This is a genomic window from Streptococcus sp. 1453, from assembly GCF_013276955.1.
Classification (GTDB): domain Bacteria; phylum Bacillota; class Bacilli; order Lactobacillales; family Streptococcaceae; genus Streptococcus.
On record NZ_VMLZ01000005.1, the window covers coordinates 112,368 to 126,440 of the forward strand.

Sequence of the window (14,073 nt, forward strand, 5' to 3'; positions counted from 1 at the left end):
AGATGGAAAAACTGACTACACAGCTTGGTAATGCTCCAATACAAATTGTAAGGCTTTACTTGGATTCTTTGTTAAATGAATATATTCCATTCCTCTGGTAGCAACTATCTGAATACCTAATCTTTCTGCATCCACCTTCATCTCTCTATAGTAACTCCGAACTTGTGGAGCCAGAATAATTAAATCATAAACACCCATAATATCATAATGAGCTCCGTACGCTCCTGAATTCGCAATCACTCTAACTTCTGCTAATTGAGCGCCCTCGTTAATTGCATTGGCTAATTGCGCACTTGTTCCAGACCCAGCACAAAGAACCAGTACTTTCAACTCCTTACTTTTTATTACATCTAACTCACCAGGCATTATTTCACTTGTATCCTCCTCTAAAATAATATCATTTGAGCTTGCAACATCTTCTTTCATCAGTAACTGTCTATCATACGCTCTACAGAATGGCAAATAAATCAATATGTCGACAACTAAAATCAAAGATAAAAATACAAAGGAGATAGGTTGAAAATTCGTTCCAATTAACAATCCCAAGGGACCAGGAAAGGCCCAAGGTAACTGGATATAAAATCCATTCATTCCAAAGAAATCAATAAAGACCTTTCCTAGAAATACATTCACTGGTGGAGTAAGCAAAAAAGGGACAAAAAGATAGGGATTCAAAATAACTGGCATACCAAATAGAAGAGGTTCATTTACCGCAAATAAAACAGGAGTAATTGTAGCTTTACCTACCGATTTTAATTGTTTAGACCGCATAAAGAAAATCAAAATAAATGGTACAACAAAGGTAGCCCCCGTTCCTCCAATAGCAGCGATATAATTCCCGAAATTAGGTGTTAAAGAATGATAAGGGAACTGCCCACTTGCAAGAAGTTGAGCATTCTCTTCCATATTGCTCAGTTGTAAAGCTGTAACAGCAGGTAAGACAATAGATGGTCCATGAATTCCAACAAACCAAAGCAAAGCACACATAAACCAAATCAACATCATAGCAGGATATGATTCTGCACCCTTAAAAATAGGGGTCAATAGTTGTTGAAATACTTGGGCAAAAGGAACATCTAAACTAAACCGAGATACAATATCTAACAAACCACTAATAAGTAAAACAAAAGAAAAAGGAAAAATATCTCTAAAAGCTTGTGATATAGCCCCAGGAACTTCCTTAGGTAAATGAATAGTAATGTCTCGCTTAATACAAAACCGGTAAACATTTACAGTAATAAAAGCACTGACAAACGAAGTTATCAATCCTTGAGATCCTAAATAGTTTGTCGACAAACTTGTAGATCCCGTCTTCTCATCAACTACAAGCGTTACAGTTAATACCAGATAACTACATATGGCTGCCAACATTGCAGAAGTATCATTTATTACCTTTCCAGGAGGCATTTTTCTATTAACATTTCCAGCCAATGACTTTGCAACTGTCCCTGAAACAATAACCCCCAAAACTCCCATGGTTAGCATATACACTTTCCTCATCCAGGCAATAGCTGGACTCGGTAACTCTACTCCGAAATTTTTAGGAATCATAATAATAATCATCAAAAAGCTTGAAAACATAATTAAAGGCATAGTAGCAATGAATCCATCTTTAATAGCCATCATATAGTTATTAGTAGAAATTTTTTCAAATTTCCCTTGTTGCTTTTCAATGGCAGCGACTAGCTTATCCATAAAACTCCTCCTATAAAAAATTCAACCTCATAGTTAAAACATATTGAACATCATTCAAATCGCTAACCTTAATTCCGTTTTAGCCCTTTTACCCAAAGAGCACTTTTCTTAATATATCTCTTCTGTGTTTCATAATCAACAAAGAAAAGACCATATCGCTTATTGTAGCCATTCGCCCAAGAAAATTGATCTTGCAAAGACCATATAAAATAGCCTTGAATATTGACTCCCCTATCTCGAGCCTCTAAAACTTTGTGTAAATGTTGCTCAATATAACGGATTCTTTTACTGTCATCAATAATATCATTCTCGCCCTCTGGCTTAACCTCTTTAAGGGCTGTACCATTTTCCGTTAAATAAATGACTGGATGTTGAGGATATTCTTCTTTGATACGAAGCAACATATCAAATAAGCCTTGAGGATAAATATTCCAATCCCAATCTGTTGTCGGAATACCAGGCTTTTTTACAAATTCACCTAGAGCATTTAATTTAAAAGAGGACTGTCCTTTTATTCCTGTTGAATTAAATTCTTGTCTATTTTCACCTTTGTATTCACGAATAAATTCTGAACGATAATAATTCATCCCAAACATCGTATTAAGAGGTGCAGCTCTTTTCATAATTTCTAAATCACCATCTTCAATAATAAAGCTAGAATTATTAGCTTCCAATATTTGATTTAAGTGAAAAAGTGTGTCATCACTGTAGTAGCCCAAAAAAGTTCCATCTAATAGAAATTTATTATTATAAACATCATACCGTTTAGCTGCCAAAATATTTTCTTTTTGCCCATCAATAGGATAGCCTGGCTTTAAGGCATGAATACAACCTACCTTTCCCTCAATCCCTAATTGATGAAATTCGAGGACTGCAAGAGCATGCGCCAACAACATGTTATGATTCGATTGAATTGCTTCAGATAATTGAAAATGATGATTCGGAGGAAACTGACCTCCTATATATTGACCTGCGGCAAGAGACATCAGTTCATTGATTGTAAACCAATGCTTGACTTCTGTAAATTCTTGGAAACAAAAACGAGCATATCGTATGAAACGATCAATATTTCCTCTATTTAACCAATCCCCTGTTTCTAACATTTTCTGAGGCGAATCAAAATGATGTAAAGAAACAAACGGAATCACATTATGTTTTAAGCAGGACTGAAAGACTCTATGGTAATACTGAACAGCCAATATATTAGGCTCCCCATCTATATCAGGAAATATACGAACCCAAGAAATAGATAAGCGCAAAGCCTGTAAACCATGTTCTGCCGCCAAGGCTATATCTTCTTCGTAACGATGATAAAAATCACTAGCTGGATCTGGTAAGAACGGACTATTTTCTTGCAAATAAACATCCCACATATTTATTCCTTTGCCATCTACCCTAGTTGCACCCTCTACTTGGTAAGCAGCGGTGGCTGCTCCTAATAAAAACTCCTTCGGTAAGGCTTTAACCTGTAAATTTTCCATGACTAATCCTCATTGCAAACCAATATGTTCTTCAATCTTTCGAATTCGTTCATATTCATCAATAAAAAACTTTACCTGATCATACAATAACATCGTTGTCATCAAGGTATCTTGACCATGAATCATAATAAAGCTCACTTCAAAATTATCTCCAGATGCCTCCTCCGCTAATAAATTAGTCTGTTCTCGATGGGCAGACACTATTGAGTCGTTTGCAGACTCAACCAATTCTCTTGCCTGTTCAAAATATCCATCTCTCGCAAACGCCAAAGCATCCATCAAATCTGACCTTGCATCTCCTGCGTAAGCGACAATTGTAAAACCAAGCATATTTATTTCTTCTTTTGATTTCATCTTTCTTCCTCCTCAATCTTGATCCATCTTTTACACATCATTATTAAAATGACTTCGCTACGATACAAATAGAAAGTTGACCCTAAATATCTTAAAAATCCTTAAATTTCATAATATTTAGGATCAATCTTCTCTGAATACCTTAGTTCATTTTCTATACTTATGATTTATAAGTGGAAACCAGCGTAATTTTTTGCTACTTCAATTACACGATAAACATCCAAATTAGATTGGAATAGCAGTTCGTGCCCACGGATATAATTCAAAACATTTCTCCATTCATCTTGAGCTTGCCTTGTTTTTCCAGTTGCTTGAAGATATAAAGCCTTCGCCATCTTAACAACATATTCACGATGATAACTTAGTTGTTTCCATTCATCCTTTTGACTATTCACTAATTTAGAAATATTTTCCTCAATAATTGGTAAAAAATTATCAGCTAGATTGTAAGCTATATAATAATGATTCGCTAAAACATCATTTTGACGGCTGCCAATTGCATTAAAATAATCACAAGAGGAATAAATGGATAATTTTTCTAAATATTCAACAACAGACTGCCAATTTTCCCCATACAAAGCAGAAAAGTATTCTTCAATCAATTCTTCATAACTTCTTGTCTTCTTCCAGAGCATTTGCCCCATAACATAATTAGGAAAATTATGAGGGAATCCGGCACGTAATTCTTGACACGAAATGTACCCGTTCAAATGTAGGTTTGAAAGATAAGATACATCTTTGTAAATAGTTTGACTAATTTTCATATAGCCTAAATCGCCATAATGAGCACGCCCTAAAGGATAGTCATATACGAAACTATCTCCTTTAAATGTTTTTTGCCACTCAAAAAGATAAGATAAATTTTCCTCAAGAGAATTCGGAAGTATAATTTTATTACGCATATAAGGTTTAGGAGCAGGTATGGAATTGTCAAAATCTACATCTGCATAACTCATTTCAAATGTTCTTGTAATCGGTGCAAACATCATGGTAAAGCGTTCAGGATTATCTAATTTTTCTTTCTGAGGCGCCCATAACAACTCATGATAAAGTAGGAAACAAATCTTTGTATCTAATCCCTCACTCCTTAAAGCCCTATCCAATTGATTGAGAATACGAATATACTGATCCGAAACCAATTCTTGTCTACAGTTTTCGCATTCACAAATATTATTACGAGCATCCGACAACCATACATGTAAGTAATTCACATCAGGTCTTTTCTTGGCATAATCCGTAATAATTTCTACCATCTTATCCGCCACATCTGAATTTGAAAAATCCAGACTTGTTAAAATTGGAGCCGTACTAAATAATTCTCGCTTCCCGTTTATTTCAGCGACATACGGTTTCTTCTCCTCTGAAATACTAAGACCTGATTCCCAGCCAAATTTTGAAGAGTAACCTAAAACCTCACCTGTCCATCCATGACCAACACGATGATGAATAAGACCTCTTTTTTGCAATTCTTTATCCAACCTATCACTCAATTCTTGTACTAATTCATTTGAGAATTTTTCTTTATTTAGGTATGGATTAAACTCATGTTCATACCAACGTTTCAAAAAAGAATAGGGATTTTCAAACTGAATGAAAAAACTGTTCATCCCAATCTTAGGTAGCCAATCAATGAAATCTAGTATATTTTCAAATGAATCTGCTCCCTCTATACATACTCCCCTATGATAGTAACTGGCTGTTTCATCTATAGATAGCTGTTTATCTAAAAAATCTTCAAATCCTAACTCTGGAACAAAGTCATGTCCGCGCCCTGGTCTAGTATACACAACCCCAAATTCATGAAACATTCGGTAAATTCCAATAAGTAAACCTACAATTGTATTAGACTCAATTCTCCCCTTACCCTTGTCTAATGAGATAAGAACATGGTCTTTTCTATCCTCTTTATTGACTAATCCTACAAAAATATCCGCTTCCTTCTCCTCGACAAGTTCTATGTCAGTCTTAAAGACCCGATTCATATAGTAACTCAATTCCTCTAAGGCAAAGCTAGAATAAGTATTTTTCTGCTGATCAAATACTCTGATAACCATCTTATTCCCCTCCAACAGTAGCTTTTTCTTTTTCAAGATTGCGTTTATCTGCAATTTTGAAGAATGGATAATAAATTGCCACAGAAACCAAAATTAAAACAACTTGTAATAGAGCTCCTCGCCAACTAGCCCCTGTCGCAAGGAATCCTCCTATGATCGGTGGCATTGTCCACGGAAGAATTACACCTGTTGTATAAGGTACTAATCCTACAGCCATTGATACATAGGTAATTAAGGCATTGATTGTAGGAGTAGCAATAAACGGAATCAGCATAATCGGATTTAAAACCGTTGGAAACGTAAATAGAATAGCTGTATTGATATTAAAGATAGACGGTATAATAGCTAGCTTACCTAATGTTTTATTCGCACGACTCTTACTAAATAGGAAGAGACAAATCGCAAGACCAATAGTCGCTCCACCGCCACCAATAAATACAAATAAATCTTTAAACGGTAATGTAATAATGTGTTGTAGGGTTTGTCCTGCAGCCACAGCTTCTTGGTTTTCTGTAGTAAATTGTAACCAAACTGGGTCTACAAAAGCATTTAAAACTTGTCCCCCATTAACTCCACAGAACCAAAAGAATGAGTTTACAATAACACATAAAATCATACCTGGAAGTGTTCCTGCAATTAACTTAAGCGGCGTTCCAACAATTGCACCTAAAAGTCCGTTGAGACCTCCTGCAACTCCTGCTGCTTCCAGACCTTTTAAGACCAAAGCCCACAAAACAAAAGTGGTAAAACCAGGTAAAAGAGCTGAAAATGATTTACTGACCACATCTGGGACACCATTTGGCATTTTTATCGTAATTCCGCGCTGGATAAACATACGATAAATCTCTGCTGTAACCAATCCAATGGTAATCGCCATAAATAAAGAAGATGCATTCAGGCTAGAAAATGGTATTGCGCCGCCAAATAACTGCTTGACCTGCTCCCCATTTTTATCATAAACCATACTCGAAAAACGAGGTGCCATCAATACAAAACTGGATAAGGCTATGATCCCTGCCGACGGACCATCTGTACCATATCCTTCTGACAACCTGTAGGCAATACCGAAACAAGCGACCAAGGAGATAATCGCTACTGTTGACTGATTCATAGTTGTCAAGATACTTAGCAATCCAACACTATTCAGCCAATTTGTAAAAGCCTCTTGAGGCCAACTGATTAGAATAAGAAATAAAGAGCCGACTAAAATCAAAGGCATTGCCATCATAAATCCTTCACGAATAGCTTTCAAATGCCGTTGGTTGCCAACTTTTTCACCAAACGGAGCGACTTTCGTTTCTAAAAACGTTAAAATATTGTTCATCACCGGAACTCCTTTTTTTATTTTTTATAAATTAAATATACCACTAACAGAAAGCGTTGTCAATATATTTTTTGCTGTTTTTACAATATTTTTTTCTTTGTATAGAATAATAATTTTAATTGATTTTTTCTTATGTTTAATATAAAATAAACCAAAGGAGGAAACAAATGATTACAAAACAATCAGCCTTTTTACACAATAGAGCCACTATACTGGAGTTTCTATATCGAAATCCAGCAACATCCCGTACAGATATTGTTAATGAAACAGGACTTACTCCAGCAACAACGACTAACATCATAAAAGAGCTAAGCGAACAATCCCTCATATACGAAACTGGTGATGAATTTAGCGAGTTTTCCGGATCTGGAAGACGTAGAAAAACTATTTCTATTACAGATAATATCCCCTATGTTGTTGGAGGTATTGAAATAAACGTCCTAGGTATCTTTCTCAGTCTATGTGACTTACAAGGGAAAACTCTTTTCGAGACAGAAATTTTGAATGAAGATTATCCTATTTCAGAAATCAATTCCACCATTACCAATATGATAAAAACAGCTATAGAGTATGTCCCTTTGGAGACAAAATTACTTGGATTTGGCTTATCAATACCTGGACATTATAACAAAGACTCCGGAAGCATCATTACAAACAACCCCATATGGGAATCTTTTAATTTATTAAATGTAATTAAAGATTTCAATTTTACTTTTATTGTAAAAAATAATATCGATTGTATGGCTATAGGACAATACCTTTTTAATCCACACAATACCCCCGATAACTTTATTTTCCTACACGCTGGATTAGGTATTTACACTTCCTTTTTCACAAAAGAAAAAATAGGAGCCTCTAAAAATCCTTATATCGGAGAAATTGGACACACCATTGTCGAATTGAATGGGCAATATTGTGAATGCGGAAAAAAAGGTTGTTTACAAACATATATTTCGGATGCTTGGTTAATCAAACATGCCCAATTATTATTTAAAAATTCTCAACTAACTGTACTAAAAAGCCTTGTAAAGACTGAAAAAGACATTCATTTAGATACCCTTTTAACAGCTTACAACTTAGGCGACTCTGCTTTACGCCAACAAATTGATAAAGGAGTCAATTTATTGGCCACTTCTATTGCAAATCTTCTCCTCATCAATCCTGCTGATAAAATCTATATCAACAGTCAATTGCTTAATTATCAACCTTTCACTCATGAAGTCAGGGATAAAATCCAAGATCAACTCCACTTTGTTCCCTTTACTCGTAATATAGAAATTGAAATTTTACCTTACAACAAACATCGTGGAAGTATAGGAGCTTGTGCATTAGCTATCGTTGCTTTTTTCATAGAGCATAGCAATGTGTTACAAGATATTATTTCACCTTAATATATATTAGAAATCTATACACCTGTTTAAATCAACTACAATCTGTAGTAAATATCTCGTATTTAGACAATATGAAAACAAGACGACTTCCATATAGAAAATCACCTTCTCACTATGTAACATTTATCATAACCCCCAGAACTTAAACAACAGATACAGGTATCAAAACTTTGAAAAAAACAAGTCTCTAAATTTACTAAAGACACTGCTCAACTTTACACCTGTAAATGGTTGTTGTATAATAAAGTTACAAAGATGTACGACCACACTGTTGTAAATCATCGCCTCCGTGAATATATGACGGATGCCATTTCTACAAATACACTTGAAGCGGCTAGATAGGATTCAAACGAAATATGTCAGCGTTTTGGCATTCCTAGTCTTAGTATCATTTAAAGAATTGTATAGACGAAATTTTCCCCCAATACAGATACTCGTAACAACTGCTTCATTTTTCTACTAACATATTTAGGAACAGTAAAGATACAAGAGAACTAATCCATAGGTAAGTTCCATAACACTCTAAGCCAAATAAGCTCAAAAACAATTGATAATAAGCAAATAGATTCCAAATTTTCTCTGTCTGCTCATTTTGATAGGCAATACTAGTGTAACTATCCTTTCAGTCAGAAGCTTGTCAAATCACACCGAAAATTCTTCTAAGATTTGTCTCGTTAGGCAATCAAGCAAAAACTCTACGACAGTACAAACATTATCATACAGAATCGACTTCCTAAATTATATACTCTAGTAAGGTTTTCGGATGAGAAAAAAATTTCATTTTACATTTCTAAATACTCTTTTCTAAGATGAAAAACAGAATTTTTCGATTGCGATTTAAATAGACAAGAAGATTCTCAGTATCATCCTATAGATACGAGCTAATTAAGAAAAACTACATTTTTGAATATAAACTAAATTTCATAGGAGGAAGACAATGGATTGGTACGATTATATGATACAGGCATCCAAACAATCACAATTCAACGCAAGCCATTGGTTTCGCTATTTGCGAAAAGTTATTTTTGAAGACTATTCTTATTTAACAAACCAAGACGTAGAGAAGTTACTAAATTCCAAAGAACTAACCCATTTTCAAAAAATTAGCTTGAAGTATGCCTGTCAAGAGCATACTCCAACTCATAAATATGTGATTTCATTAAATAAACCTGCTAAGTTAACCAATGTTCAAAAATTGATGGAGAAATACAAGCATGGATAAAATGAAACCGGTCTTCCAAGCCCTAAATAAGGAATTAATTCAGGAAAATCTTACTTTAACAATTATCTGTGTCGGCGGTTATGTCTTGGAATATCATGGTTTGCGTGCCACACAAGATGTTGATGCTTTTTATGACCAAAATCAGAAAATCAATGAAATTATTGCTCGTGTAGGAAAACAGTTTAATCTTAACACCCACGAAGAGTTATGGCTCAACAATCATGTTGCAAATATGAACAAACAACCTCCCTTAAGTTTATGTGAATCCTTATACTCGTTTGAGAATCTGACCGTTTTAGTAGTCCCTATTGAGTATGTGTTAGGAATGAAGATGATGAGTATCAGGGAGCAGGATTTGAAAGATATTGGTGCAATTATTAAATACAAAAACTTTCATTCACCATTCGATACCTTTAAATATTTAAAAGACATGGGATTTGATACTATTGACCTCTCTGTTCTATTAGAAGGTTTTAGTTATGCTTATGGTATGGATTGGTTAGAAAAATTTTTTAAAGAAAATCAAGATAAACTTCGCGAATTTTATTAACAGTATCAAACAAGATGATTGTCAATTAGCCAGTCGTCTTGTTTTTATGATGAAATGAAATAAAATCGGAACAAATCGCTTAGAGAATTCCAGTCAATTTCTAGCACTGTTTGAGCCGTTTCAGCGGACTATAGTAAAATGAAATAAGAATAGGACAAATCGATCAGGACAGTTAAATCGATTTCTAACAATGTTTTAGAAGTAAATGTGTACTATTCTAGTTTCAATCTACTATATTTCAGATTCGGTCCACTATTCCTGCCCAAAAAACATTGCATATTGCGCCGAAGGAATTGCTCACACTATCCCAAGCACAAAACCCTCAGTCGACTGACCGAGGGTTCCTTTTTATTATTCAAAAACTTGATTAGCTCAATGCATCCAAGGCGTCATCCATTGAAAGAACTTCGTGGAAGACACGTTGTGTCAATTCAGTTTTTTGTTCTGGTGTGAGGTATTTAGTGTTTACACAGTATCCAGAGATACGTACGATAACGTCTTCACCTGACATGATCTTTTCGTAAACATCGTTCAAGTCCATAACGTTCAAGTTAACGTGTTGTCCACCGTTTTCGAAGTAACCATCAAGGATTGTTACCAAGTTATCAACTTGTTCGTCACGAGTCTTACCAAGAGCGCGAGGTGATACTTGTGTAGTCAATGAGATACCATCAGCTGCATAACCAAAGTCAAGGCTAGAAAGTGAATTCAAGTTTTGCAACCATCCACCTTTAGCTTTATTAGATGGGTTAGCACCTGGTGAGAAGAATTCAAGTTTAGACAAGTTCACAGAACCATCTTCGTTGAGGTATACACCTTTGTGGACTGGTGAGTTACCAGTTTGTTTAGAGTAAGCAACGTTAGATGTGATAGTCAAAAGTGAAACTGTAGCTTCTGCGTCTTTGTAAAGTTTGTGGCTACGTAGACGAGTTGTGTAAGCTTCGATCAACCATTCTGCCAATTCGTTTGAACGTGGGTCATCTTCACCCCAACGTGGGTATTCACCGATTGTTTCGTAATCGTAGATATAGCCATTTTCATCACGGATTGGTTTAACTGTAGCGTACTTAATAGCTGACAATGTGTCAACAGTGTTGGCAAATCCACAGATACCGAATCCCATGTTAGCGCGTTGTTTAGTTGGCAAGAAGGCCATTTGAACAGCTTCGTAGTTGTACTTATCAGTCATGTAGTGGATGATGTTCAAAGCATCTACGTAAGTGTCAGTCAACCAGTCAAGAGATTTTTCAAAGTTAGCTTTAACTGATTCAAATTCAAGAACTTCGTCACGAATTGGTTCGATGTCAAATACTTTGTAGTCTTTGTGAACATCGTCATAACCACCGTTCAAACCAGTAAGAAGGGCTTTCAATACGTTTACACGCGCACCGAAGTACTGGATGTTGTGGCGTTGCTCTTCATTTTCTGGGTCAAGTGGAGACACACAGCATGAGATACAGCTCATTTCACCATATCCGTCTTTAGCCATTGTTGTTACACCTTCGTATTGAATAGAAGAGTGTTTGTGGCTCATGTGCATACAGTAGCGACGGAAGTTGTATGGCAATTTATCAGTCCAAAGAACTGTCAAGTTTGGTTCTGGAGAGTTACCGATGTTATCAAGAGTGTTCAAGAAACGGTAGTCCATCTTAGTAACACGGTGACGACCGTCGTTACCCATACCAGCCATAGAAGTTGTGATGAAGGTTGGGTCACCTGAGTACAATTGGTCATAAGCTTTTGTACGAGCAAATTTAACTGTACGAAGTTTCATAACAAAATCATCAACGAATTCTTGGATTTCTGATTCAGTAAATGTACCACGAGCAAGGTCACGTTCTGCAAAGATGTCCAATACGATTGGCACACGTCCAAGAGATGTAGCAGCACCGTTAATCACACGGCAGACAGACATGAAAGCGATGTTAACCCATTGGATTGCTTCTTTAACGTTCATCGCTGGTTTGCGAACATCAACCCCATAAAGGTCACCCAAGCGAACAACTTGTTGCAATGCTTGGTATTGAAGGTTGATTTCTTCACGAAGACGGATTGTTTCTTCATCGATTTCTTCAATTGCATTCCAGTCGTTTACTTTTTCTTGCATCAAGTAGTCTGCACCGTAAAGAGCAAGACGTGCGTAAACACCGATGATACGTCCGCGTGAGTATGCATCTGGAAGACCAGTTACAGTGTGAGCGTGACGAGCGCGACGGATGTTTGAAGTGTAGGCACGGAAGATACCGTCGTTAACTGTTGTTACGTATTTAGTAAAGATTTCGTGAACAGCTGGATCTGGTTCGTATCCATTTTCCTTCAAAGTAGTTTCAGCCATACGGATACCACCTTTTGGCATGAAGTTCAATTTGAAGAGTTCATCGTTTTGGATACCGAAGATAACTTCGTTTTCTTTATCGATAAATCCTGCTGGGATATCAGCGATAGATGTTGGACGAGTGTCCATTGGGAAACGAGTTTCTTCGTAGTGAGCCTTCGTTTCTTCTACAATTTTTTTGATGTGAAGTGAACGTTCTGTTGGTCCAGCAAGGAAGCTTTCATCTCCATCGTAAGGTGTGTAGTTAGCTTGTACGAAGCGTGATACACTTGCTTTTTCTTTCCAATCTACGCCTTTGAAGCCTTCCCAAGCTTTGTCAAAAATATCTTGTGCTTCAACAACTGTTTTAACAACCATGTTAATGTCCTCTTTTTTCTTTCTAGTAACAACCATCTGTTACATTCATGAGTCAAGTATACCATACAGTAACCGATTTCAACAAGTGAAAATTCCCTATTTTTACACTTTCTTTTCTAAAACAGTCTACATTTTATTTCAAACTGTATTATATTTTTGAAAAAATAAAGTCCTTTTTTCTTTTTTTCAGAAAAAAAGGTATAATAAAAGAAAATAAGCGGTAAAAAGGGGGCTAGACATGTTGATTTTTCCTTTGTTAAATGATTTGTCAAGAAAAATCATCCATATTGACATGGATGCCTTTTTTGCTGCAGTGGAAATCAGGGATAATCCTAAACTCAGAGGAAAACCTGTCATTATCGGAAGCGACCCTCGGCAAACAGGTGGACGTGGTGTCGTTTCCACTTGTAGCTATGAGGCTCGAGTTTTTGGTGTCCATTCAGCCATGAGCTCCAAGGAAGCCTACGAACGTTGTCCCCAGGCAGTCTTTATCTCAGGGAATTATGAAAAATACAAGACTGTGGGACTCCAGATTCGAGCTATCTTTAAGCGCTATACAGATTTGATTGAACCTATGAGTATTGACGAAGCCTATTTGGATGTAACAGAAAATAAACTTGGGATTAAGTCAGCGGTCAAAATCGCTCGTCTCATTCAAGAGGATATCTGGCAGGAACTCCATCTAACTGCTTCTGCTGGCGTTTCTTATAACAAATTCTTAGCTAAAATGGCCAGTGATTATCAAAAGCCACATGGTCTGACAGTGATTCTACCTGACCAAGCTGAGAATTTTCTCAAACAAATGGATATTTCCAAATTTCATGGAGTAGGAAAGAAGACAGTAGAACGTCTTCATCAAATAGGTGTTTTTTCTGGTGCTGATCTACTTGAAGTCCCTGAAGTGACCCTAATAGACCGCTTTGGCAGACTGGGCTATGACCTTTATCGAAAGGCTCGTGGCATCCACAATTCCCCCGTCAAATCCAATCGCATCCGTAAATCAATCGGCAATGAAAAAACCTATGGAAAGATTCTCCGTGCCGAGGAAGACATCAAAAAAGAGCTGACTCTTCTATCAGAAAAAGTCGCTCTCAATCTCAGTCAGCAAGAAAAAGCTGGAAAAATTGTCATTTTGAAAATCCGCTACGAGGACTTTTCAACTCTTACCAAACGAAAAAGTCTTGCTCAAAAAACACAGGATGCTAGTCAGATAAGCCAAATCGCCCTGCAACTCTATGAAGAGTTAAGCGAGAAAGAAAGAGGTGTCCGCCTGCTGGGGATTACCGTGACTGGATTTTAAAACCTTGAAG

Annotated in this window: 10 protein-coding genes; 4 read left to right on the forward strand and 6 right to left on the reverse strand. The window is 36.3% G+C overall.

Translation table 11 applies throughout. The features are described 5' to 3' along the window. Positions 1–15: 15 nt before the first annotated feature. The 5 genes from HW098_RS04080 to HW098_RS04100 form a co-directional block, all read right to left on the reverse strand. Positions 16–1,695: a PTS transporter subunit EIIC gene (locus tag HW098_RS04080; RefSeq protein WP_176139373.1), complete on the reverse strand. Its 1,680-nt coding sequence runs from the start codon at positions 1,693–1,695 to the stop codon at positions 16–18. Positions 1,696–1,763: 68 nt separating this feature from the next. Further along, complete coding sequence (gene lacG / locus HW098_RS04085) at positions 1,764–3,176, reverse strand: 6-phospho-beta-galactosidase (protein WP_176139374.1); 1,413 nt, start codon at positions 3,174–3,176, stop codon at positions 1,764–1,766. Positions 3,177–3,185: 9 nt separating this feature from the next. Continuing rightward, positions 3,186–3,530, reverse strand: a complete 345-nt coding sequence (locus HW098_RS04090; protein WP_000836780.1) for a PTS lactose/cellobiose transporter subunit IIA — start codon at positions 3,528–3,530, stop codon at positions 3,186–3,188. 167 nt (positions 3,531–3,697) lie between these two features. After that, positions 3,698–5,584, reverse strand: a complete 1,887-nt coding sequence (locus HW098_RS04095) for a DUF4838 domain-containing protein (protein WP_050083924.1) — start codon at positions 5,582–5,584, stop codon at positions 3,698–3,700. A 1-nt stretch (position 5,585) separates the two neighbouring features. Then, on the reverse strand, positions 5,586–6,908 hold the full coding sequence (locus HW098_RS04100; RefSeq protein ID WP_050259687.1) for a PTS sugar transporter subunit IIC: 1,323 nt from the start codon (positions 6,906–6,908) through the stop codon (positions 5,586–5,588). Between the two features lie 167 nt (positions 6,909–7,075). Between HW098_RS04100 and HW098_RS04105 the strand changes: the two genes are divergently transcribed. The 3 genes from HW098_RS04105 to HW098_RS04115 all read left to right on the forward strand — a co-directional run bounded on the left by HW098_RS04105 (position 7,076) and on the right by HW098_RS04115 (position 10,071). Next, the gene (locus tag HW098_RS04105) at positions 7,076–8,299 is read left to right on the forward strand and encodes an ROK family transcriptional regulator (protein ID WP_176139375.1); all 1,224 of its coding nucleotides are present in this window, start codon (positions 7,076–7,078) and stop codon (positions 8,297–8,299) included. A gap of 937 nt (positions 8,300–9,236) precedes the next feature. Next, the gene (locus tag HW098_RS04110; protein ID WP_176139376.1) at positions 9,237–9,521 is read left to right on the forward strand and encodes a hypothetical protein; all 285 of its coding nucleotides are present in this window, start codon (positions 9,237–9,239) and stop codon (positions 9,519–9,521) included. Next, on the forward strand, positions 9,514–10,071 hold the full coding sequence (locus HW098_RS04115) for a DUF6036 family nucleotidyltransferase (RefSeq protein WP_000359824.1): 558 nt from the start codon (positions 9,514–9,516) through the stop codon (positions 10,069–10,071). Before HW098_RS04110 ends, HW098_RS04115 begins: the two co-directional genes overlap by 8 nt. A gap of 367 nt (positions 10,072–10,438) precedes the next feature. On the opposite strand, the gene pflB is transcribed toward HW098_RS04115, so the two are convergent. Further along, positions 10,439–12,763, reverse strand: coding sequence for a formate C-acetyltransferase (pflB, locus tag HW098_RS04120; protein ID WP_176139377.1), 2,325 nt, complete (start codon positions 12,761–12,763; stop codon positions 10,439–10,441). A gap of 238 nt (positions 12,764–13,001) precedes the next feature. On the opposite strand from pflB, the gene dinB reads away from it, so the two are divergent. Then, positions 13,002–14,063, forward strand: coding sequence for a DNA polymerase IV (dinB, locus tag HW098_RS04125; protein ID WP_176139378.1), 1,062 nt, complete (start codon positions 13,002–13,004; stop codon positions 14,061–14,063). The last annotated feature ends 10 nt before the right edge of the window (positions 14,064–14,073 follow it).

Excerpts from the sequence above, each read along its gene's own strand:
- HW098_RS04080 (WP_176139373.1), bottom strand. The coding sequence starts at position 1,695 with ATGGATAAGCTAGTCGCTGCCATTGAAAAGCAACAAGGGAAATTTGAA.
- lacG (WP_176139374.1), bottom strand. The coding sequence starts at position 3,176 with ATGGAAAATTTACAGGTTAAAGCCTTACCGAAGGAGTTTTTATTAGGA.
- HW098_RS04090 (WP_000836780.1), bottom strand. The coding sequence starts at position 3,530 with ATGAAATCAAAAGAAGAAATAAATATGCTTGGTTTTACAATTGTCGCT.
- HW098_RS04095 (WP_050083924.1), bottom strand. The coding sequence starts at position 5,584 with ATGGTTATCAGAGTATTTGATCAGCAGAAAAATACTTATTCTAGCTTT.
- HW098_RS04100 (WP_050259687.1), bottom strand. The coding sequence starts at position 6,908 with ATGAACAATATTTTAACGTTTTTAGAAACGAAAGTCGCTCCGTTTGGT.
- HW098_RS04105 (WP_176139375.1), top strand. The coding sequence starts at position 7,076 with ATGATTACAAAACAATCAGCCTTTTTACACAATAGAGCCACTATACTG.
- HW098_RS04110 (WP_176139376.1), top strand. The coding sequence starts at position 9,237 with ATGGATTGGTACGATTATATGATACAGGCATCCAAACAATCACAATTC.
- HW098_RS04115 (WP_000359824.1), top strand. The coding sequence starts at position 9,514 with ATGGATAAAATGAAACCGGTCTTCCAAGCCCTAAATAAGGAATTAATT.
- pflB (WP_176139377.1), bottom strand. The coding sequence starts at position 12,763 with ATGGTTGTTAAAACAGTTGTTGAAGCACAAGATATTTTTGACAAAGCT.
- dinB (WP_176139378.1), top strand. The coding sequence starts at position 13,002 with ATGTTGATTTTTCCTTTGTTAAATGATTTGTCAAGAAAAATCATCCAT.